Origin of the sequence: Sanguibacter gelidistatuariae (genome assembly GCF_900096585.1) — a bacterium.
GTDB classification, from domain to species: domain Bacteria; phylum Actinomycetota; class Actinomycetes; order Actinomycetales; family Cellulomonadaceae; genus Sanguibacter; species Sanguibacter gelidistatuariae.
In genome coordinates this window covers 89,222-109,245 of sequence record NZ_FMYH01000008.1, presented here as the reverse complement: position 1 = coordinate 109,245, position 20,024 = coordinate 89,222, and the positions used below count along the sequence as shown (strand labels likewise).

Sequence of the window (20,024 nt, the reverse complement as noted above, 5' to 3'; positions counted from 1 at the left end):
GTGGCTAGACCGACGTCCAGAGGAAGAGGCCGTCTCCACGTCCGTGGGCGAGGACGGCAAGCTCGACGATCCGGCGGACGAGCGCCGGCGTGAGGGCGGGGTCGAGCTCCATGTCTTCCGCCGTCGCCCACCCGGCAGCGATGTCGGCGAGGTCGGCGCTCTCGGCCGGGTCGGCGTCGTGCACGGAGAGCTCGACGCAGGCGGCGACGAGGTCGGCGGGAATCTCGAAGAGGTCCGGGAGGTCGATGTCGACGAGGTCGGGTTCGCAGTTGATGCCCTCGGCGTGCACGGCGCGGGCGATGAGCTCACCGAGGACCTCAATCTCGAAGTCGGTGATCTCGGTCGTTGCGAGGAGGTCGGTGAGGGGCGCGGGGGTTGCGCCATCTTCAGCGGCGCGGGCGCGGGCGAGCGCCGTCGCACGAGGGGCAGTGAAGATCTCAGTGAGGGTGGCCATGCTCGTAGGGTACCGAGGTGAGAAGCCCCGCTTCGCACGGCGCCGCGTCCGGACAGCTCAGGCACCCTTCCGGCCGCTCTCGACATGCCGCACCACCGGGCCTGTGGCACTCTCGCGGCACGGCCGTGAGGAGGCATCAGATGAAGGTCCTGATCTGGTTGACCGCAGGAGCATGGGAGGCGGCCGTCGATGCCTCCCGGCACTACATCCCGGCAGTTGCGACATCCCCGGGCGGTGAGCTGATCTTGCTCCATGTGCTCGACGACGACGTGTTTGCCGGCCGGTCCACGCGGTTTGTCGTCGATCATGCGCTGTGCCCCGTGCTGCTTGTCTGGCCGCGCGCCGCGTGATCTCTGCGCCGTGCCCAGGCAGCGGCGATGAACGCACCCATGTGAGTCTCGAGCCGGAACGTCATCCCCACCGGTCCCGAACCAGGCGCGCCGCAGTGCGGGAGTTGACCGAACGAGATGCGGGGTAGACGATGACGTGAACTCACACCCGTCACGGAGGATTTGCGTCAATGAAGAACGCTCGCCGCGGCGACGGAACACCGGCTGCCAGGCCACCGCTGTGAACCGCAGCACTGTCCCCATCAGCCTCGACGCTATCGTCTCGGGATTGACCGGACTGGGGCTTCGCGCTGGACATCACGTCCTGGTGCACTCGTCCCTGTCCGCGCTCGGACGGGTCGCAGGAGGCGCGCAGACAGTGGTGGACGCACTCCTCCAGGTCGTCGGTCCTTCGGGAACAGTTCTTGTTCCCACCCTGACCGGAACGGAAGCCGACGGGGAGGGAGTGGCGCTCGACTTCGACCTCGCGCAGACACCGTGCTGGACAGGCGCCGTGGCGGAGGCTGCACGCCGTCGGCCCGAGGCGATCCGATCGGCTCATCCAACGCACTCGGTGGCAGCCATCGGAGCGGCGGCGGCCCGGCTCACCTCGGACCACGAGCAGTGCATCACCCCCTGCGGGACCGGGTCCCCATACGCGAAGCTGGCCGCCGACCCCGACGGTGTCGTCCTCCTCCTCGGGTGTGACCACGAGTCCAACACCACGCTGCACCACGTCGAGGAACTTGCAGGAGTGTCCTACCACCTGCACCCGGAACCGGTGCCCGGAGTCGTCCGATTCTTCGACCGGACCGAGACGCGGGACTACTGGGTCCACAGCTGGGGCACACCCCGACGCTTCAGCGCGATCGAGCCGCTCCTGGACCAGCGCGGACTGCAGACACGCCGCGCCGTCGGCGCGGCGGACGCTCGCCTCATGTCGGCCGGGCTCCTTGTGACGCTCGCCCTCGACGTGCTCCGCGCTGATCCGCGGTTCTTCATCGCCGAGCAGGCCAGGATGAGTGGGGCGAACAGGACTGGCGTAGGGGATTGAGCGAGCTGGGATGGGGGAAGGTACCCACGCTCAAGGTCGCCGCTGCGGCCGCTGCCGACCCGCTCGTGTGGCCCAGCGCCCCACCGACCGGGGCGACGCAGCCGGCCTTCGCGGCGGAGTCCTGACCCGCGCCTACTCGACCTCTGCAGACCGGTTTCCTGTGAGGGACTCGTTCCAGTACCCGATGGCGTGGTGGGTCCCGCGCGAGACCCATCTCCCGGCGCAGGTGGGTGCGGATGCGCCGGCTCGCGGCCGCCTCTGGCAGCGCGCTCGGCCCGAGGCCGTTGCCCGATCCGACGAGCCACTCGACCGTGACGTCGCCCTCGGTCGCGAGCTCCTGCCGGTCCTCGAGCGTCGGGACCTCGATGATCGCGGTGGCCCGCGCGCCGAGCGCGGGCACCTCGTGGGGCACTGTGAGGCAAGGCGTACCTCAACCCTAGGCGGCGGGCGGTGCCGCTCCGGGCCGTCGTGGTGACCACCTGTGTCGAGGACAGGCCGACCTGTGTCGGGCTGCGACGTCGGGCTGCGACGAGCCCTCGAGGCCCCGGCCTAGATCCGGTCCCGCCGGTCCGTCGGCAGTGACCGGTGCCTCGTCCAGGCCGTGAGCATGTCCGCGCGCGTGCCGCCTGGGTTCTTGCTGTGCCAGTCCCGCGTGAAGCGGTTGAGCTCGAACTGGGGGTCGATGTCCTTGGGCGCGGCGTCGCGCGTGCTCCGCCACAGGTCGAGCGCGTCGGCGAGCGTCGTGGATCCGTCGGCGGCCGCGATGAAGTCACGCATGTGGGAGTCGAAGTGGAAGGTCGGACCCAACCGGTCGCTGAACCAGGCGCGCAGCACCTGGCTGGAGCGTTGACCCGGCGGGATGACGGTGTGCTCGGAGAGCAGCCCGGTGAGCTGCTTGCCGGACACCTTCCTCGGCGCGGCAGGTGGCAGTGGTCGGCCGTCCAGGAATGCTGAGACCCGGTGCGTCAGCTCGACTTTGCCTCCGGAGGAGGGCAAGGCGTGGGACCGGAGGAACGTCGTCTGACACGGTGCGAGCCTCACGGGGGTGGAGATCGACGGTGGCGGGAGGTGGGGCGTGGAACGACACAGGCTCGGACCCCATAGGAGTCCGAGCCTCGATGGTGCCCTCGATTGGAATCGAACCAACGACCTTCTGCTCCGGAGGCAGACGCTCTATCCCCTGAGCTACGAGGGCGGGGACCAGATCTGGTGTGCGCAGGCGCTCACCGATCAGGCATTGAGCACATTACCAGCCCCAGCCGCCATCCCTCGCCTCCGTCCGTCCCACCCCTCGCTGGGTGCGGCCGAATGGTTGCCTGGTGTCCGGTTTGGGCAGCCGTTCGGCCGCACTCAGCGGATCGGGTTCCGTGGAGCCGGGCTGCTCCTGGCGTAAAGGAGTGGATCGCGGATCCGAGCTGCCCCGGATGGGGTCAGGCGAGTGGATCGTCGATGTAGGCGTCGAGGTAGGACGTGATCTCCTCCATGGCCAGGTACGAGTCGCCCAGGGCGATGGACTCGACGAGGGAGTCGTGGTCGTCCTCGGACTGGGTGTGCACAAGGCCGATCACGTTCGTGCGGATGTTCGCCCCGATCGCATCGATGAGGTTCTCGTACAGGGACAGCAGCACGGGGTTGCGCGCCGTAGCCGCGATCGCGCGGTGTAGGGCGAGGTCGGCCGCGACGATCTCGTCGATGTCGCCGCCGGCGAAGGCCGCCTGACGTGCCGTGTTGAGCCCACGCAACGCGGCGATGTCCTCGTCGGTGCGGCGTCGGGCAGCGAGCCTGGCGGCCTCGACCTCGAGGCTGCGTCGCACCTCGAGCACGTGCTGGTGGTTGGCGTCGGCGATCTGGCGGCCCATGACGACCGTGAGCTCGGAGTCGGAGAGCACATACGTGCCCGAGCCCTGCCGGCGCGCGAGCAGCCCGGCGTGCACGAGGGACTGCACGGCCTCCCGGACGGTGTTGCGTCCGACGCCGAGCAGCTCGGTGAGTGCGGGCTCGGTGGGGATCTTGGAGCCCACCGGCCAGTCGCCGGAGATGATGTGCTTGCGCAGCTGGTCCACTGCCCGGTCGATCAGACCTGATCTGTCGCTCATCCGATGACTCTCCCACCACCATCGCCCGTCAGCCCCATCGCTGCCCAGGTCACACGCCGCACTCTACCCATTGAACGCCCGTCTATCGGCCGTTCTGCCCGGGTAAATACGCAGGTCGATGCAGGGCCGGTAGTCGGCAGGTGCACGGGCAGATGCGTGACGGCTGTGGTGGGGGAGGCGACGGGCTGGCTTCGGTAGGATTGCCCGGTGACCCCTAACGAGCTCTCCGCCGCACTCCGCGCTGCCCTCGCCGCCGCTATCGCCGACGGTACGCTGGCCCTCGACCTGGAGGCCCTGCCCGAGCAGATCCTCGTCGAGCGACCCCGCCAGCGCGAGCACGGTGACTGGGCGACGAATGTCGCCCTGCAGCTCGCGAAGAAGGCCGGCACCTCCCCGCGCGCCCTCGCCGAGGACCTTGCCTCCCGTCTGGGCTCGACCCCCGGCGTCAAGAGCGTCGACGTCGCCGGACCCGGCTTCCTCAACATCACGCTCGACGCCGCCACGGCGGGCGAGCTCGCGCGCACCATCCTCACGCAGGGGCCCGCGTACGGCCGGGGCGACGCCGAGGCCGGTCACAAGGTCAACCTCGAGTTCGTCTCGGCCAACCCGACCGGCCCCATCCACATCGGTGGCGTCCGCTGGGCCGCGGTCGGCGACTCCCTCGCCCGGATCCTGCAGGCCGCCGGCGCCGAGGTGACCCGCGAGTACTACTTCAACGACCACGGCGCGCAGATCGACCGCTTCGCGCGGTCGCTGCTGGCCCGCGCCAAGGGCCAGGAAGCCCCCGAGGACGGCTACGGCGGCCAGTACATCCAGGACATCGCCGACGCCGTGCTCGCCGAGGTCGCCGCGGCCGGCGGTCCGGACCCGCTCACCCTGCCCGACGACGAGGCCCAGGAAGTCTTCCGGTCCATCGGTGTCGCGCAGATGTTCACCGAGATCAAGGCCGCGCTGCACGGCTTCGGCGTGGACTTCGATGTGTACTTCCACGAGGACTCCCTGCACGAGTCCGGGGCTGTCGACCGCGCCGTGGCCCGGCTGCGCGAGGGCGGGCACGTCTTTGAGAAGGACGGCGCCACGTGGCTGCGCACGACCGACTTCGGTGACGACAAGGACCGCGTCATCATCAAGTCCGACGGCGAGGCTGCCTACATCGCCGGTGACATCGCCTACTACCTCGACAAGCGGGAGCGCGGGGCGACCGACGTCATCCTGATGCTCGGCGCCGACCACCACGGCTACGTGGCCCGGCTCATGGCCGTGTGCGCGGCCTTCGGCGACGTGCCGGGGGAGAACCTGCAGATCCTCATCGGCCAGATGGTCAACCTGCTCAAGGACGGCAAGCCGCTGCGCATGTCCAAGCGGGCCGGCACCGTGGTGACCCTCGAGGACCTCGTCGAGGCCGTCGGCGTCGACGCCGCCCGATACTCCCTCGTGCGGTCTTCGACCGACTCGAGCCTGGACATCGACCTCGACCTGCTGTCCCGGGCGACCAACGAGAACCCCGTGTTCTACGTGCAGTACGCCCACGCCCGCACCGCCAACGTCGCGCGCAATGCGGCCGACCACGGCGTCTCCCGCACGGCGCCCGACGGCTCCGATGCCTTCGACCCGTCCCTGCTCGTGGCGGACACCGAGTCCGGGCTGCTCGGCTCGCTCACGGAGTTCCCGCGGGTCATCGCCCAGGCCGCCGAGCTGCGCGAGCCGCACCGGGTGGCGCGCTACCTCGAGGCCCTCGCCGGCGACTACCACAAGTGGTACGCCGAGTGCCGGGTCACCCCGATCGGCGACGAAGAGGTCAGCGACGTCCACCGCACCCGGTTGTGGCTCAACGACGCCACCCGCCAGGTCCTCGCCAACGGCCTCGACCTGCTGGGCGTGAGCGCACCGGAGCGGATGTGAGCGCGGCCCCGGCCGGCTCGACCCAGCAGCCCGCACCGCTCGAGGGTCACGTCTGGCCGCTCAACGCGACCATGTCCGACGACGGCGCACTCGCCCTGGCCGGAATCGACGCCGCAGCCCTGGTGGCGGAGTTCGGGACGCCGTCGTACATCCTGGACGAGGAGCACTTCCGGGCCCGCGCGCGGGTGTTCATCGACTCCTTCACCGCGGCCTTCGCCCCGCTGGGGGCGAGCGTCGACGTCTACTACGCCGGCAAGTCCTTCCTGTCGGTCGCGGTCGCCCGGTGGGCCCGCGAGGAGGGCCTGCGGGTCGACACCTGCACGGGCGGAGAGCTCGCAGTCGCGCTGCGCGCCGGCGTGCCGGGGGCCGAGATCGGCCTGCACGGCAACAACAAGTCCGACTCCGAGATCTCCCGGGCGCTCGAGGCGCGGGTGGGTCGGATCGTCGTCGACTCCTTTGCCGAGATCGACCGGGTCGCTGCGGCGGCCCGCGCGGCCGGGCGCACGGGCGCTGACCCGGTTCCGGTCATGGTCCGGGTGACCACGGGTATCCACGCGGGCGGTCACGAGTTCATCTCGACCGCGCACGAGGACCAGAAGTTCGGCGTCTCCCTCGCCGGCGGGCAGGCATTGGCCGCGCTCGCCGCGGTCCTGGGCCACCCTGAGCTCGAGCTGCTCGGGGCGCACACGCACATCGGCTCCCAGATCCAGGACGCCCACGCCTTCGAGATCAACGCCCGCAAGATGCTCGGCCTGCGTGAAGACCTGCGCTCGACGACCGGCTACCTCATGCCCGAGCTTGACCTCGGCGGTGGCTACGGCATCGCCTACACGCCGGAGGAGATCCCGATCGACGTGCCGTCGCTCGCGCTCGACCTGGCCGGCGTCGTCGGGCAGGTGTGCACGGAGCTGGGCACCACGGTCCCGCGGATCTCGATCGAGCCGGGGCGCTCGATCGTCGGTTCCACGACCGTGACGCTGTACACGGTCGGTGTGGTCAAGCCCGTGACCCTCGAGGACGGATCGGTGCGGGTGTACGTCTCGGTCGACGGCGGGATGAGCGACAACATCCGCCCCGCCCTCTACGACGCGCGGTACACGGCGCGGCTGGCCAACCGCACGGGCTCGGCGCAGACCATGCGCGCTCGGGTGGTCGGCAAGCACTGCGAGAGCGGGGACATCGTCATCTCCGACATCGCACTGCCGGCCGACATCGCACCCGGCGACCTGCTCGCGGTCCCCGCCACGGGCGCCTACGGGCGGTCCATGGCGAGCAACTACAACCACGTGCTGCGGCCGCCGGTCGTGGCAGTCTCGGGCGGTCGTGCGCGGGTCATCGTGCGCCGGGAGACCGAGGACGACCTGCTCGCGCTCGACCTCGGCTGACCCAGATCGCCGCGGCGGGAGCGCGGCGCGCGGGGGAGGTGATCTCGATCACCAGCTTCCCCGGGACCAAGGGCCTAGGTTAGGATAGCCAAACCTCCTCCTCAGAGGCGGTATCCACTCCCAGCGGTGCTCGTCGCAGCGCTGCGCGTACATCTGGATGGAGTCGGCGAGATGACAGGCGAATGGCGTCGCGCGCCCGGCGGGCTCCGTCCGGCAGGCACCGCGCTGCGCGCGGCCCGCGCGCTGGCCGCCGCGCTCGCTCTCACCCTCGCGCTCACCGCATGCCAGGGCGCGACCGGATCCACCGGACCCGAGAAGGCGCCCGACGGCGGCCCGCAGCTGGCAGACGTCACGCCGGTCACCGACCCGAAGGCCCTCGTCGGTGGGTCGACCGCGCTGCTGACCGACGCGACCATCTCCACGCCGGCGACCCCGCCCCACCCCACGCTCCCGGTCACGCTGACCGACATGCAGGGCACCGAGGTCACCGTGACCGACACGAGCCGGATCCTCGCCCTCGACGTCTACGGCTCCACGACCCGCATCGTCTACGAGCTGGGCCTGGGCGCCAACCTCGTGGGCCGGGACGCGTCGTCGTCCTTCCCCGAGGTCGCCGGGCTGCCGCTGGTCACCCAGAGCGGACACGACCTCAACGCCGAGGCGATCCTCGCGCTGGCTCCGACCCTCATCATCACCGACACCAGCCTGGGCCCGTGGGACGTCGTGCTGCAGATGCGCGACGCCGGGATCGCGGTAGTCGTCGTCGACTCCGAACGGTCCCTCGCCAACACCGGTTCCCTCATCAACGAGGTCGCGACCGCGGTCGGGCTGCCGGCCGAGGGCGCGGCGCTGGCCGAGCGGGTGACGACCCAGATCGACGCCAAGGTCGCGCAGATCGCCGCCGTCGCCCCCGTGGCTGCGGCCGACAAGCTCCGGATCGTCTTCCTCTACGTCCGCGGCCAGGCCGGCGTCTACTACATGTTCGGAACCGACTCCGGGGCGGACTCCCTCGTCAAGGCCCTCGGCGGCATCGACGTGGCCACCGAGATCGGTTGGAGCGGAATGCGCCCGGTCAGCGACGAGGGCCTCATCTCGGCTCAGCCCGACGTCGTGCTTGTCATGTCCGACGGCCTCGACTCCGCAGGCGGGGTAGACGGCCTGCTCGAGTCCATCCCGGCGCTCGCCCAGACCCCCGCGGGGGAGAGGCGACGGATCGTCGACATGGACGACTCAGAGATCCTCAGCTTCGGGCCAGGGACAGCTGGCGTGCTCGACGCCCTCGCCGTCGCGCTCTATGCGCCCCAGAACCACGCGCCCCAGGACCCGTCATGACCGGCGCGGCCCTCGCGAAGGCCGACCGCGCCGCGACGGCGAAGCAGCCCACGCAGCCCGAGCCGTCCACGCCGGACCCGCGCCGCACGGTCCGGGTCGGGCTGCTCTTCACGGTCCTGGCCGTTGCGCTCGTCGTCCTGGCCGTCGTCTCCGCCGGGATCGGCCAGCTGCACATCCCGGCCTCGGAGGTGCTCGGCTCGATCCTGCACCGCGTCGGCCTGGACGTCGGCCCGATGCCCACCCACCCCAACGGCGACGCCGCGCTGTGGACCATCCGCTTCCCGCGGGTCACCCTCGCCATCCTCGTGGGCGCGGCCCTCGCCTCGGCCGGGGCCCTCATGCAGGGAGTGTTCGGCAACCCCCTGGCAGACCCGGGCGTCGTCGGCGTCTCCTCGGGCGCGGCCGTGGCCGCCTGCCTGGTCATCGTGTTCGGCTGGAGCTTCCTCGGCTCCTGGACCGTGGCCGCCTTCGCCTTCGTCGGGGGCCTGCTGACAACCCTGCTCGTGTACTTCATGTCCCGGTCCGCGGGACGGACCGAGGTAGTCACCCTCGTGCTCACGGGCGTCGCGGTCAACGCCGTGTGCGGCGCCGGGATCGCGTTCCTCACCTTTCTCGGCGACTCCCAGTCCCGGGAGCAGATCGTCTTCTGGCAGCTGGGCAGCCTCAACGGCACCCGCTGGCAGTACGTCGGCGTCGTCGCCCCGCTCGTGGTGATCGGCCTCGTCGGGGTGTTTGTGCTCTCCCGGCGCCTCGACCTGCTCTCCCTCGGCGAACGGTCGGCCCGCCACCTCGGGGTCGACGTCGAGCGGCTGCGCATCGTCAGCGTCGTCCTGGTGGCCCTGCTCACCGCCGCGGCCGTCGCCTTCTGCGGCATCATCGCCTTCGTCGGACTGGTCGTCCCGCACCTGATCCGGATGCTCGTCGGCCCCGGGCACCGGGTCCTGCTGCCGGCCAGCGCGCTCGGCGGCGCGGTCCTGCTGCTCGCGGCCGACCTCGTCGCCCGGACCGCCGTGCCCTACGCCGACCTGCCGATCGGCATGCTCACCGCCCTCGTCGGCGGGCCCTTCTTCTTCTGGCTCATCCGCCGCACCCGCCGCACCTCAGGAGGATGGGCATGATGCCCGACGCCGCGCTGGCCGCCGCCGCCCAGACCTCCCCACCCGCTCCCGTGCTCCAGGCGCGCGGGGTGAGCGTGGTTTTCGACGGCACACCCATCGTGACCGACATCGACTTCGAGCTGCACGCGGGCCAGGTGCTCGCACTGGTCGGCCCGAACGGTGCGGGAAAGTCGACGCTGCTGTCCGTGCTCGCCGGTGACATCGAACCGGTCGCCGGGACCGTGCTGCTGCACGGTGAGAACTTGCACTCGCTCAAGCTGGCAGAGCTGGCCCGGCGCCGCGCGGTCCTGCTGCAGGAGCAGCGGCTCGCCTTCCCCTTCACAGTGACCGAGGTCGTTGCGATGGGCCGCGCGCCGTGGCGGGGGCGCCCCGAGGCCGACGACGACGACCTCGTCGTCGCGCAGTCCCTCGAGATCGCCGACGTCACGCACCTCGCGACCCGGTTCTTCCCGACGCTCTCGGGCGGGGAGAAGGGGCGCGCCTCCTTCGCCCGCGTGCTTGCGCAGCAGACCCGGGTGCTCATGCTCGACGAACCCACTGCGGCCCTCGACATCCGCCACCAGGAGGCGGTCCTCGCCCGGGCCAGGACGCAGGCCGCGGCCGGGGACGCCGTCGTCGTCGTGCTGCACGACTTGTCCCTCGCCGCGGCCTACGCGGACGAGGTCGCGGTGCTCGAGGCGGGGCGGCTGCGCGGGCACGGGGCGCCCCGGGAGATCTTCACGAGCGCGCTGCTCAGCGAGGTCTACCGCCACCCCATCGAGGTGTTCGACCACCCGGTGACCGGCGACCTCATCATCCTTCCGGTGCGCGGCACGGCCGCGCCCACCACCCCGGCGAGCTCGCTCGACCGGTCCGCCCTGCTTGGAGGAACCACCCGTGCCACTGCGTGACCCTGCTCGTCGTGACCGTACCCGTCCCTCCGCTGCGGCCGCGCGCCCCGTGCGCGCCGTCACCGGAGTGCTGGCAGGTCTTGTGCTGGCCGGCGCGTCCCTGGCGCTGGCCGGACCGGCCGCCGCCGAGTCCCAGGTGAGCATCACCGACGACTCCGGCGCGACCGTGACCGACGTCGTCGCGGGATCTGTGGTGCACCTGGCGGGTTCGGGCTTCCAGTCGGTTCAGGGCGGGACCGGCGGGATCTACGTGACCTTCGGCTGGGTCGACGACGCCGCGAGTGGCACGTGGCGCCCGAGCGAGGGTGGGGCGACCGGTCTCGACTACCTCTATGCCCCCGACGTCGAGGGCGCCGGGAACGCTGGCTTCCAGCGGTACGTGGCCTTTCCGGGCTCAAGCACCGAGTCCGCCGCCAACGGTGGGGTCATCGCAGCAGACGGCTCCTGGGCGACCGATCTGACCATCCCCGCCGCGTCGTTCGAGGCGATGGACCGAGACGGCAACGCGGCCCCGGTCGACTGCGCCCAGGTCCAGTGCGGGTTCATCACGGTCGGCGCGCACGGGGTCAAGAACGCCAACAACGAGACGTTCGCCCCGGTGACCTTCGCCGACGCCGCGGCCGAGCCAGCCCCGGTCGAGGCGGCGCCGGAGGACTCGGTGGATCCCACGACCGAGGGGGCACCCGAGGCGACTGCGTCGGTGACTGCCGAGGCTGACGACTCAACCGAGACGATCACCGCCATCTCGGCCGAGCCGGTCGACCCCGACGATGACGCCTCCGCCCGGCGGACGTTCATCCTGTCGATGGTCGGCGGGTTCCTGACGATCGCCGTCCTGATCTACCTCGGCGTGCGCCGGGCCCGCGCGAATCGCGCGGCGCAGGCGGAGCCCGAGGTCGGCGCCGAGCCGACCACAGATTCTCCGGCAGCCGATCTCCCGACCACCGACTTCCCGACGGACGACGACGCGAGCCGCTGACCGGCGTCGGGCACGGCTGCCTGCCCGCGCGGGCATGAACGTGCGACCCGCGTGGGCACAACTACCGCGTATCCTGTGGGCGTCACCTGACCGTCTGTGCGCACTGCGTTCTGTATGCGTCTCCGGCCGGGCGTGGTGACCTCTCAACGACCTGAAGGGTGGCCTCCTGTGCCCGCACCATCGGCGCTCCGCGTCGCACTGCTCGGATGTGGCGTCGTCGGGACCCAGGTCGCGCGGTTGCTCATCGAGCAAGCCGACGACCTCGCCTCCCGGGTCGGCGCCAGGCTCGACCTCGTCGGCATCGCCGTCCGGGACATCACTGCCCCGCGTGACGCGATCATCGACCCCGCGCTGCTGACCGAGGATGCCCGTGCGCTCGTGGAGCGCGCGGACATCGTCATCGAGGTCATCGGCGGCATCGAACCGGCCCGCACGCTGCTGCTGCACGCGATCGCCTCGGGGGCCTCCGTCGTCACCGCGAACAAGGCGCTGCTCGCCGAGGACGGTCCCACGCTCTACCGCGCGGCCGACGAGGCCGGCGTCGACGTGTACTACGAGGCCGCCGTCGCCGGCGCGATCCCGATCGTCCGCCCGATCCGCGAGTCGCTCACCGGCGACCGGATCCAGCGGGTCCTGGGCATCGTCAACGGCACGACGAACTACGTGCTCGACCAGATGACCACGCACGGCCTGGCCTTCGACGAGGCCGTCGCCCAGGCGCAGGAGCTCGGCTACGCCGAGGCCGACCCGACCGCCGACGTCGAGGGATTCGACGCCGCGGCCAAGGCCGCCATCCTGGCCTCGCTCGCCTTCCACACCCGTGTGACGATCTCCGACGTCCAGCGCGAGGGCATCACCAAGATCACGGCCGACGACGTCGCCTGGGCCAAGCAGACCGGTCATGTCATCAAGCTGCTCGCGATCTGCGAGGCGACCGAGGCCGGCGTCTCGGCCCGGGTGCACCCCGCCCTCGTCCCGCTCGACCACCCCCTCGCCGGGGTGCGCGGGGCGTTCAACGCCGTGTTCATCGAGGCGGAGGCCGCCGGTGAGCTCATGTTCTACGGCCGCGGCGCGGGCGGCGCGCCGACCGCCTCGGCCGTCCTTGGCGACGTCGTCTCCGTCGCGCGCCACCGCGTGCTCGGCGGCAAGGGCCCGGCGGAGTCGCACTACGCTGGCCTGCCCATCGCGGCCCCGGCGACGTCGCGCACCCGCTACCAGATGCGCCTGGCCGTCTCCGACCGCCCGGGCGTGCTCGCCCAGGTCGCCCAGGTCGTCTCGGCCACGGGCGTGTCCATCGAGGCCGTGCGCCAGGTCGCCCTGCCCGATCAGGACAGTCGAGCCACCAGCGTGGGCAGCGACGGCTCGACCGTCGCGCTGCTCGTCATCACGACCCACCACGCGGCCGAGTCCGCGCTGGCCCAGACCGTGGCCGCTATCGCAGACCTGGACGCCGTCCAGGACGTCATGTCCGTTCTACGAGTTGAAGGATCCTGATGGCTCACCTGTGGCAAGGAATCATCCGTGAGTACGCCGACCTGCTGCCCGAGCACCTGACGACGCACATCGTCACCCTCGGTGAGGGTGGCACGCCGCTGGTTCCCGCCCCCGCGCTGTCCGCGCTCACCGGCGCCGAGGTGTTCCTCAAGGTCGAGGGCATGAACCCGACCGGGTCCTTCAAGGACCGCGGCATGACGACCGCGATCTCCGCGGCCAAGCACAAGGGCGCCAAGGTCGTCGTGTGCGCCTCGACGGGCAACACCTCCGCCTCGGCAGCCGCGTACGCGGTCGCGGCCGGCATGCGCTGCGCCGTGCTGGTCCCGGACGGCAAGATCGCCATGGGCAAGCTCAGCCAGGCGATCGCGCACGGCGCGACGCTGCTGCAGGTCGACGGCAACTTCGACGACTGCCTGGTGGCCGCGCGCAAGCTCGCCGAGGCCTACCCGGTCGAGCTCGTCAACTCGGTCAACCCGGACCGTATCCAGGGCCAGAAGACCGCGTCCTTCGAGATAGTCGACGTCCTGGGCGACGCCCCCGACATCCACGCGCTGCCCGTCGGCAACGCCGGCAACATCACTGCGTACTGGAAGGGCTACACCGAGTACGCCGCGGCCGGGATCTCCACCCGCCTGCCGCAGATGTGGGGCTTCCAGGCCGCCGGCTCCGCGCCGATCGTCGCCGGTCACCCGATCACCGAGCCCGAGACGATCGCCACGGCGATCCGGATCGGCAACCCCGCGTCCTGGGAGCAGGCGATCGAGGCCCGCGACACCTCCGGAGGCGTGATCGAGGCGGTCACCGACGAGGAGATCCTTGCCGCGCACCGCATCCTGTCCGCGGAGGCCGGCGTGTTCGTCGAGCCGGCCTCGGCCGCCGGCGTCGCCGGGATCCTCTCCCGCGCCCGTCGCGGCCTCGTGCCGGCGGGGGCGCGCATCGTCGTGACCGTGACCGGTCACGGTCTCAAGGACCCCCAGTGGGCCCTGCGCACCCTGGACGGCTCCGACGTCGTCCCGCAGCGCGTCACGGCCGACATCATGTCGATCGCCGCTGCGCTCGAGCTGGTCTGAACCGGCCGCCATGCAGCTGGGAGCAGATCACGTCCGCGTCCGGGTCCCGGCCACGAGCGCGAACCTCGGGCCGGGCTTCGACGCCCTCGGCCTCGCCCTGGGCTACCACGACACGCTTGAGGTGCGGGCGCTGGCCAGCTCCGAGGTCCGCGTGGACGTCACCGGCGAGGGCGCCGGCGAGGTGCCCGACGACGAGCGTCACCTCGTGGTGCGCGCGCTGCGGGTCGCCCTCGACCACGTCGGCGCTCCGCAGACCGGTCTGCATCTGACCTGCACGAACGTGATCCCGCACGGGCGCGGGATGGGCTCGTCGGCCGCCGCCGTGGTGGCCGGCCTGCTGGCCGCGCGGATGCTCGTGGCCGACCCGACCGGGCTCGACGACGCGACGATCCTCGCCTTGGCGACCGAGCTCGAGGGACACCCGGACAACGCCGCCCCGGCGATCTTCGGCGGGGCGACCGTGGCCTGGTCGAGGGACGGCAACGGCCCGCAGGCCGCGCGGCTGCAGGTCCACCCCGACATCGAACCGACGCTCGTCGTGCCAGTTTCCCGCCTGGCCACCCGCGCGGCGCGCGGTGTGCTGCCGGCCACGGTTCCGCACGGCGACGCCGCGTTCAATGCGGGACGCTCCGCGCTCCTCGTCCATGCCCTGGCCCAGGAGCCGGCGCTGCTCTTCGACGCGACCGAGGACCGGCTGCACCAGGAGTACCGCTCGGGCGTCATGACGAGCACCTGGGAGCTGGTCCGCGGGCTGCGCGAGCAGGGGATCGCCGCGACGGTCTCCGGCGCGGGACCGACCGTCCTGGTGCTGCACCCGGTATCCGACCGAGAGAGGGTAGCTGCGGCGGTCGACGAGCTTGTCGGCGGATCGCCGCGGTGGCGGGCGCTGCAGCCGGGGATCGATTCCGTGGGCGCGGTCGCCGAGCGTCTGTGACGCCTGACCGCGCGCCCTGAAGGCGCGTGGTCGCGGGCCTGAAGCCGCGTGACTACGCGCCTGAAGGCGCGTGGCGGCGGGCGGGGGAATGGGCGGGATGGTGGCCTGCTGAGTGTTATAGTGATGACAGTTTCCCACAGGTCCCGGCACTCGCCGGGCGAGTGCGCCACTGAAATCACCGAGTCTTGCTCCACAGGTCATCTCCGTCGATGCATCTCATCTCTCGTTGATCACCCGAGGTCGTCGATAGCTGAGACCTCTGCGGACAGTCATGGTGGATACGCAGCCGGCGCCGCACAAGGGAAACAATCCGAACACGTGTCATCTCTCGTTGCGTCGTCTCGACGTGACGTGTGTTCGTACTACGTACCGGCCGCCTCAGTGCCGGACGTCGACCGCACGCAGCCCGTCAGTTTCTGATGCGCGGGCTGTGAACGAGGGGAAGGGTCCTTCGTGACTGAAACCATCGACGCCACCTCGAGCAGCACTGCTGCTGGTGGCCCCGCCCGAACCGGCGCGATCTCTGCGCTGCGACTTCCCGAGCTGCAGGCTTTGGCCTCCCAGCTTGGTGTGAAGGGCACGTCCAAGATGCGCAAGAGCGATCTTGTCGACGTCATCAAGGCGACGCAGGGCGGCGGCTCCGGCCGTCCCGCCAAGGCCTCCGGGTCTGCCATTGCTTCGGTCGCTGCACCAGCGACCTCGACCCAGGCTCCGGCCGTGGCGTCCGCGCCGACAGCGACCGCGTCGTCGGCCGACTCGTCGTCGTCCGCCCGGGAGGACGCAGCCTCGGCGCGTGCCGCCCGGTCGATCGCTTCCCTCGACGCACCGGTGCGGACCGACCGGGTCCGCTCTGACCGTGCCGACGTTCGTCTCGCGGCAGGAGAGACCGCCGACGACCGTGCGGCTCGTGCCGCGGCGGCCGTCGTCGACGTGACGTTGCCCGACCGTCCGCTTCGCGAGCGTGGCTCGCGCCGCGCAGCCCGCGGCGCCGGTGCGCCGGTCGACGGCGCACCCGCCGCCGCTCGCTCCACGTCCGACGACGCGGCTCGCGCGACCGGCGACGCAGCTCGCGCAACCGGAGACAGCCAGCGCAGCTCGAACGACGCTCAGCGTGGTGATTCTCAGCGCGACTCCCAGCGTGGTGGTCAGAATGATGGCCAGCGTCAGACTGATGGTCAGCGCCAGACGGACGGTCAGCGCGGCGGTCAGAACGACGGCCAGGCGCGGGGCAACCGCCAGCGTGGTGGTCAGAATGACGGCCAGCGTCAGAACGAGAGCCAGCGCCAGAATGATGGCCAGCGCCAGGGTGACGCTCAGCGCGGCGGCCAGAACGATGGCCAGCGTCAGAACGACGCTCAGCGTCAGAACGACCGTGGCAACGGGCCGGACCGCAGCAACGGCTTCGACGACGACGAGGGCAGTGGCCGTCGTCGGCGTGGACGCGACCGGTTCCGTGACCGGGACCGCGATCGCGACCGCAACAAGCGTGGCGCGCGCACCCGTGGCGGCGCCGCGGACATCGCCTTCGAGGAGATCGAGGTCAGCGAGGACGACGTCCTGCTGCCCGTGGCCGGCATCCTCGACATCCTCGACAGCTACGCCTTCGTGCGGACCTCGGGCTACCTGCCAGGTGCGAACGACGTGTATGTCTCGCTCAGCCAGGTCAAGAAGTCGGGCCTGCGACGCGGCGACGCCGTGACCGGAGCCGTGCGTCAGCCTCGCGAGGGTGACACCAGCGGCCAGGCGACGGCCGGCCGGTCGAAGTACAACGCGCTGATCCGCCTGGACACGATCAACGGCATGGCTCCGGAGGAGGCGCGCAACCGCCCCGACTTCGCCAAGCTCACGCCGCTGTACCCGCAGGAGCGGCTGCGCCTGGAGACCGGTGACCCCACGCGTCTGACGCCTCGTGTCATCGACATCGTCGCCCCGATCGGCAAGGGCCAGCGGGGTCTCATCGTCTCCCCGCCCAAGGCCGGCAAGACGATCATCATGCAGCAGATCGCGAATGCGATCACGGCGAACAACCCCGAGGTCCACCTCATGGTGGTGCTCGTGGACGAGCGACCTGAAGAGGTCACCGACATGGAGCGCACGGTCAAGGGTGAGGTCATCGCCTCGACCTTCGACCGTCCGGCCTCCGACCACACGATCGTCGCGGAGCTCGCGATCGAGCGGGCCAAGCGCCTGGTCGAGCTGGGCCAGGACGTCGTCGTGCTCCTCGATTCCCTCACCAGGCTGTCGCGTGCCTACAACCTCGCGGCTCCGGCGTCGGGCAGGATCCTCTCCGGTGGTGTGGACGCCTCGGCGCTCTACCCGCCCAAGCGGTTCTTCGGTGCGGCTCGCAACATCGAGAACGGTGGCTCGCTCACCATCCTCGCCTCGGCGCTCGTGGAGACCGGGTCCAAGATGGACGAGGTCATCTTCGAGGAGTTCAAGGGCACCGGCAACATGGAGCTGCGCCTGGCACGCTCGCTCGCGGACAAGCGGATCTTCCCGGCCGTGGACGTCAACGCCTCGGGTACCCGCCGCGAGGAGATCCTCATGGGTCAGGACGAGCTGCGGGTCATCTACAAGCTGCGCCGCGTCATGGGTGCGCTCGACCACCAGCAGGCCATCGAGCTGCTCCTCGGCAAGCTCAAGGACACCAAGTCCAACGCCGAGTTCCTCATGCAGGTGCAGAAGACCACGCCGGCCGGTCCGATGGACGAGCACGCGGGGCGCACGATCTGATCTGCCGACACCCGCTGAGCCGGTAGTTCCGGTCGCGCACCGGACGCGCAACCCTGGGCATGTATGCCCGGGGTCGCGCGTCTTTTGTCGTGTCTGGGAGCGGGCGGTATCGGGTGCCGGGGCACAATGGGGCCCATGATGGAGTCGATCCGCGAGGTGATCTTCCTGGTCGGTGTCTGGCTGGTGCTCCTGTGCTCTTGCGCATGTCCCCTCGTCGCCTTCCCGTGGATCGGTCCGGCGCAGCTGCCGAGGTCCATGTGGCCTGCCGTGCAAGCCCGCTCTGGCATCCCGATAGCCATCACCGCGGCTGGTTTCATCCTGGTCGCTGTGGCCGGGGAACCTCTGACCTTCTCCGCGTCCAGTGCACTCGCCGGGGTGCTTCTTGTGCTTGGCCTGCGCTTGCCGCGGACTGTGCAGCCACCCGCCGGTCGAGGACGACAGCAGCCCCCGCTCACGGGTCGCCATGCCGTGCCCTGGCGATCTCCAGGGCCTGGCATGACGCCGCGCATGGTGGTCTTGGGCTGTGGGTTCACGGTTGGCTTGATGGGATTCTTCGCCATGATCGGCGTAGCGGTTCCGAACGCGCCGGCCTGACCGGCTGCGGTGTGGCGACGGTGGCGGTGAGGTTGGGGTCGTCGGGATGATTTTCGTCCCGGCCGTTGTTCTGAGACAATGTCCCGTTGGCTTCTGGTTCACGTGCACGGTTGGCGTTCACGACCCAGGGGCATACCCCAAGGAGAACCCTGTGAAGTCTGGAATTCACCCCGAGTACGTCGAGACCACGGTCACCTGCACCTGTGGGAACTCGTTCGTCACGCACAGCACCCAGGTCTCGGGCGTCATCTCGTCCGACGTCTGCAGCGCTTGCCACCCGTTCTACACGGGCAAGCAGAAGATCCTCGACACCGGTGGCCGCGTGGCCCGCTTCGAGGCTCGTTACGGCAAGAAGTAGCGACTTCACAGCGCCGGTGGAACCGGCGTCGGCAACCTCTCCAGGGGCAACCGACGCTGGTTCCACCGGCGCTGTTGTCTTACCCGGGGCCTAACCCCGGGGCCCTACCCAGGGCCGTACCCAGAGCTTCAGCCGACGCAGCACCCCACCGCGCCACGACCGTGCGATCCCACCGCACGACAGACGCAGGCACCCAGCGAGGAACCGATCCCGATGAACGAGTCTTTTGCAGCGGCGGAGCCGCTCCTTGCTGAGCACGCCGAGATCGAGCAGCAGCTCTCCGAGCCGTCCGTGCACGCCGACGCCGCCCGCGCCCGCACGCTAGGACGCCGGTACGCCGAGCTCGGCCAGGTCGTCGCCGCGTACCGCAGCTGGCACGCCGCGACCGAGGACGCCGAAGCCGCCGCCGAGCTCGCGGCGGAGGACCCCTCCTTCGCCCAGGAGCTGCCGGCTCTCAACGCTGCCGCCGCCTCAGCGTCCGAGAAGCTGCGCCGGGTGCTCATCCCGCGTGACCCCGACGACGGCCGTGACGTGATCCTCGAGATCAAGGCGGGGGAGGGCGGCGAGGAGTCCGCGCTCTTCGCGGGTGACCTCCTGCGGATGTACCTGCGCTACGCCGAGCGGCGTGGCTGGAAGACCGAGGTCATCAGCGCGACCGAGTCCGACCTCGGCGGCTACAAGGACGTCCAGGTCGCGATCAAGGCCAAGGGCACCGTCGCGCCCGAGGACGGCGCCTGGGCCAACCTCAAGTACGAGGGCGGCGTGCACCGCGTCCAGCGCGTGCCTGTGACCGAGTCGCAGGGCCGCATCCACACCTCAGCCGCCGGGGTGCTCGTCTTCCCCGAGGTCGAGGACGTCGGCGAGCTCGAGATCGACCAGAACGACCTGCGCATCGACGTCTACCGGTCCTCCGGCCCGGGCGGGCAGTCCGTCAACACGACCGACTCCGCGGTGCGCATCACCCACATCCCCACCGGAATCGTGGTGTCGATGCAGAACGAGAAGTCCCAGCTGCAGAACCGCGAGCAGGCCATGCGCGTGCTGCGGGCCCGCCTGCTGGCCGCACGCCAGGAGGAAGAGGCCGCCGCGGCGAACGACATCCGCCGGTCCCAGGTCCGCACGGTCGACCGCTCCGAGCGCATCCGCACGTACAACTATCCCGAGAACCGCATCGCCGACCACCGCACGGGCTACAAGGCCTACAACCTCGACCAGGTGCTCGACGGCGACCTCGAGCCCGTGGTCCGCTCGGCGATCGAGGCGGACGAGGCGGCCCGACTGGCCGCCGCCGGAAGCTGATCG

At 70.8% G+C, this 20,024-nt stretch carries 19 protein-coding genes, 1 tRNA gene and 1 pseudogene; 16 read left to right on the top strand and 5 right to left on the bottom strand.

Annotated elements, in window-relative coordinates:
• Positions 1 to 4: 4 nt before the first annotated feature.
• Positions 5 to 454 (bottom strand): hypothetical protein, encoded by a 450-nt coding sequence (locus BLQ50_RS18710; RefSeq protein ID WP_093185778.1) that lies wholly within the window; start codon positions 452 to 454, stop codon positions 5 to 7.
• 140 nt (positions 455 to 594) lie between these two features.
• Here BLQ50_RS18710 and BLQ50_RS15875 point away from each other — a divergent pair, with 140 nt between their 5' ends.
• The 3 genes from BLQ50_RS15875 to BLQ50_RS19225 all read left to right on the top strand — a co-directional run bounded on the left by BLQ50_RS15875 (position 595) and on the right by BLQ50_RS19225 (position 1,962).
• On the top strand, positions 595 to 804 hold the full coding sequence (locus tag BLQ50_RS15875) for a hypothetical protein (protein WP_093185775.1): 210 nt from the start codon (positions 595 to 597) through the stop codon (positions 802 to 804).
• 136 nt (positions 805 to 940) lie between these two features.
• Positions 941 to 1,837 carry an AAC(3) family N-acetyltransferase gene (locus tag BLQ50_RS15870; protein WP_093185772.1) on the top strand — a complete coding sequence of 299 codons (897 nt, stop codon included), beginning with the start codon at positions 941 to 943 and terminating at the stop codon, positions 1,835 to 1,837.
• Positions 1,834 to 1,962 (top strand): hypothetical protein, encoded by a 129-nt coding sequence (locus tag BLQ50_RS19225; RefSeq protein ID WP_281181332.1) that lies wholly within the window; start codon positions 1,834 to 1,836, stop codon positions 1,960 to 1,962. The genes BLQ50_RS15870 and BLQ50_RS19225 overlap by 4 nt, the downstream gene beginning before the upstream one ends.
• 424 nt (positions 1,963 to 2,386) lie before the next feature.
• Here BLQ50_RS19225 and BLQ50_RS15865 read toward each other — a convergent pair whose 3' ends face one another.
• From BLQ50_RS15865 to BLQ50_RS15855, 4 genes and pseudogenes are all read right to left on the bottom strand, one after another.
• A complete protein-coding gene (locus BLQ50_RS15865; RefSeq protein ID WP_217629191.1) occupies positions 2,387 to 2,743 on the bottom strand; it encodes a DUF6434 domain-containing protein in 357 nt (118 codons plus the stop codon).
• Between the two features lie 15 nt (positions 2,744 to 2,758).
• Positions 2,759 to 2,878 (bottom strand): annotated as a pseudogene (locus BLQ50_RS19350) (hypothetical protein); the annotation flags it as partial.
• A 78-nt stretch (positions 2,879 to 2,956) separates the two neighbouring features.
• Positions 2,957 to 3,032 (bottom strand) — tRNA-Arg (locus BLQ50_RS15860).
• Between the two features lie 235 nt (positions 3,033 to 3,267).
• Positions 3,268 to 3,933: a FadR/GntR family transcriptional regulator gene (locus tag BLQ50_RS15855; RefSeq protein WP_093185770.1), complete on the bottom strand. Its 666-nt coding sequence runs from the start codon at positions 3,931 to 3,933 to the stop codon at positions 3,268 to 3,270.
• A gap of 207 nt (positions 3,934 to 4,140) precedes the next feature.
• Here BLQ50_RS15855 and argS point away from each other — a divergent pair, with 207 nt between their 5' ends.
• The 13 genes from argS to prfA all read left to right on the top strand — a co-directional run bounded on the left by argS (position 4,141) and on the right by prfA (position 20,021).
• Entirely contained in the window at positions 4,141 to 5,835 is a 1,695-nt protein-coding gene (gene argS, locus BLQ50_RS15850; protein WP_093185767.1) for an arginine--tRNA ligase, read from the top strand.
• A gap of 71 nt (positions 5,836 to 5,906) precedes the next feature.
• Positions 5,907 to 7,220, top strand: coding sequence for a diaminopimelate decarboxylase (gene lysA, locus BLQ50_RS15845; protein ID WP_093185939.1), 1,314 nt, complete (start codon positions 5,907 to 5,909; stop codon positions 7,218 to 7,220).
• A gap of 171 nt (positions 7,221 to 7,391) precedes the next feature.
• Positions 7,392 to 8,552: a heme/hemin ABC transporter substrate-binding protein gene (locus BLQ50_RS15840; protein WP_093185763.1), complete on the top strand. Its 1,161-nt coding sequence runs from the start codon at positions 7,392 to 7,394 to the stop codon at positions 8,550 to 8,552.
• Entirely contained in the window at positions 8,549 to 9,670 is a 1,122-nt protein-coding gene (locus BLQ50_RS15835; protein ID WP_093185761.1) for a FecCD family ABC transporter permease, read from the top strand. Before BLQ50_RS15840 ends, BLQ50_RS15835 begins: the two co-directional genes overlap by 4 nt.
• Positions 9,661 to 10,560 (top strand): heme ABC transporter ATP-binding protein, encoded by a 900-nt coding sequence (locus tag BLQ50_RS15830; RefSeq protein WP_093185758.1) that lies wholly within the window; start codon positions 9,661 to 9,663, stop codon positions 10,558 to 10,560. The genes BLQ50_RS15835 and BLQ50_RS15830 overlap by 10 nt, the downstream gene beginning before the upstream one ends.
• Positions 10,547 to 11,539: a hypothetical protein gene (locus BLQ50_RS15825; RefSeq protein ID WP_139185853.1), complete on the top strand. Its 993-nt coding sequence runs from the start codon at positions 10,547 to 10,549 to the stop codon at positions 11,537 to 11,539. Before BLQ50_RS15830 ends, BLQ50_RS15825 begins: the two co-directional genes overlap by 14 nt.
• A gap of 114 nt (positions 11,540 to 11,653) precedes the next feature.
• On the top strand, positions 11,654 to 13,033 hold the full coding sequence (locus BLQ50_RS15820; protein WP_093185753.1) for a homoserine dehydrogenase: 1,380 nt from the start codon (positions 11,654 to 11,656) through the stop codon (positions 13,031 to 13,033).
• The gene (gene thrC / locus BLQ50_RS15815; protein ID WP_093185750.1) at positions 13,033 to 14,103 is read left to right on the top strand and encodes a threonine synthase; all 1,071 of its coding nucleotides are present in this window, start codon (positions 13,033 to 13,035) and stop codon (positions 14,101 to 14,103) included. The genes BLQ50_RS15820 and thrC overlap by 1 nt, the downstream gene beginning before the upstream one ends.
• Positions 14,104 to 14,113: 10 nt before the next feature.
• Positions 14,114 to 15,037 carry a homoserine kinase gene (gene thrB / locus BLQ50_RS15810; protein WP_093185747.1) on the top strand — a complete coding sequence of 308 codons (924 nt, stop codon included), beginning with the start codon at positions 14,114 to 14,116 and terminating at the stop codon, positions 15,035 to 15,037.
• Positions 15,038 to 15,490: 453 nt separating this feature from the next.
• Positions 15,491 to 17,770: a transcription termination factor Rho gene (rho, locus tag BLQ50_RS15805; protein WP_093185744.1), complete on the top strand. Its 2,280-nt coding sequence runs from the start codon at positions 15,491 to 15,493 to the stop codon at positions 17,768 to 17,770.
• 135 nt (positions 17,771 to 17,905) lie between these two features.
• Positions 17,906 to 18,364 carry a hypothetical protein gene (locus tag BLQ50_RS15800; protein WP_139185852.1) on the top strand — a complete coding sequence of 153 codons (459 nt, stop codon included), beginning with the start codon at positions 17,906 to 17,908 and terminating at the stop codon, positions 18,362 to 18,364.
• A gap of 151 nt (positions 18,365 to 18,515) precedes the next feature.
• On the top strand, positions 18,516 to 18,722 hold the full coding sequence (gene rpmE, locus BLQ50_RS15795; protein ID WP_093185740.1) for a 50S ribosomal protein L31: 207 nt from the start codon (positions 18,516 to 18,518) through the stop codon (positions 18,720 to 18,722).
• Between the two features lie 213 nt (positions 18,723 to 18,935).
• On the top strand, positions 18,936 to 20,021 hold the full coding sequence (prfA, locus tag BLQ50_RS15790; RefSeq protein WP_093185738.1) for a peptide chain release factor 1: 1,086 nt from the start codon (positions 18,936 to 18,938) through the stop codon (positions 20,019 to 20,021).
• Positions 20,022 to 20,024 lie beyond the last annotated feature (3 nt).

What these genes read in the sequence shown, in the direction of transcription:
- BLQ50_RS18710 (WP_093185778.1), bottom strand. Translation starts at nt 454, where the DNA reads ATGGCCACCCTCACTGAGATCTTCACTGCCCCTCGTGCGACGGCGCTC.
- BLQ50_RS15875 (WP_093185775.1), top strand. Translation starts at nt 595, where the DNA reads ATGAAGGTCCTGATCTGGTTGACCGCAGGAGCATGGGAGGCGGCCGTC.
- BLQ50_RS15855 (WP_093185770.1), bottom strand. Translation starts at nt 3,933, where the DNA reads ATGAGCGACAGATCAGGTCTGATCGACCGGGCAGTGGACCAGCTGCGC.
- lysA (WP_093185939.1), top strand. Translation starts at nt 5,907, where the DNA reads ATGTCCGACGACGGCGCACTCGCCCTGGCCGGAATCGACGCCGCAGCC.
- BLQ50_RS15840 (WP_093185763.1), top strand. Translation starts at nt 7,392, where the DNA reads ATGACAGGCGAATGGCGTCGCGCGCCCGGCGGGCTCCGTCCGGCAGGC.
- BLQ50_RS15835 (WP_093185761.1), top strand. Translation starts at nt 8,549, where the DNA reads ATGACCGGCGCGGCCCTCGCGAAGGCCGACCGCGCCGCGACGGCGAAG.
- BLQ50_RS15830 (WP_093185758.1), top strand. Translation starts at nt 9,661, where the DNA reads ATGGGCATGATGCCCGACGCCGCGCTGGCCGCCGCCGCCCAGACCTCC.
- BLQ50_RS15820 (WP_093185753.1), top strand. Translation starts at nt 11,654, where the DNA reads ATGCGTCTCCGGCCGGGCGTGGTGACCTCTCAACGACCTGAAGGGTGG.
- thrC (WP_093185750.1), top strand. Translation starts at nt 13,033, where the DNA reads ATGGCTCACCTGTGGCAAGGAATCATCCGTGAGTACGCCGACCTGCTG.
- thrB (WP_093185747.1), top strand. Translation starts at nt 14,114, where the DNA reads ATGCAGCTGGGAGCAGATCACGTCCGCGTCCGGGTCCCGGCCACGAGC.
- BLQ50_RS15800 (WP_139185852.1), top strand. Translation starts at nt 17,906, where the DNA reads ATGATGGAGTCGATCCGCGAGGTGATCTTCCTGGTCGGTGTCTGGCTG.
- prfA (WP_093185738.1), top strand. Translation starts at nt 18,936, where the DNA reads ATGAACGAGTCTTTTGCAGCGGCGGAGCCGCTCCTTGCTGAGCACGCC.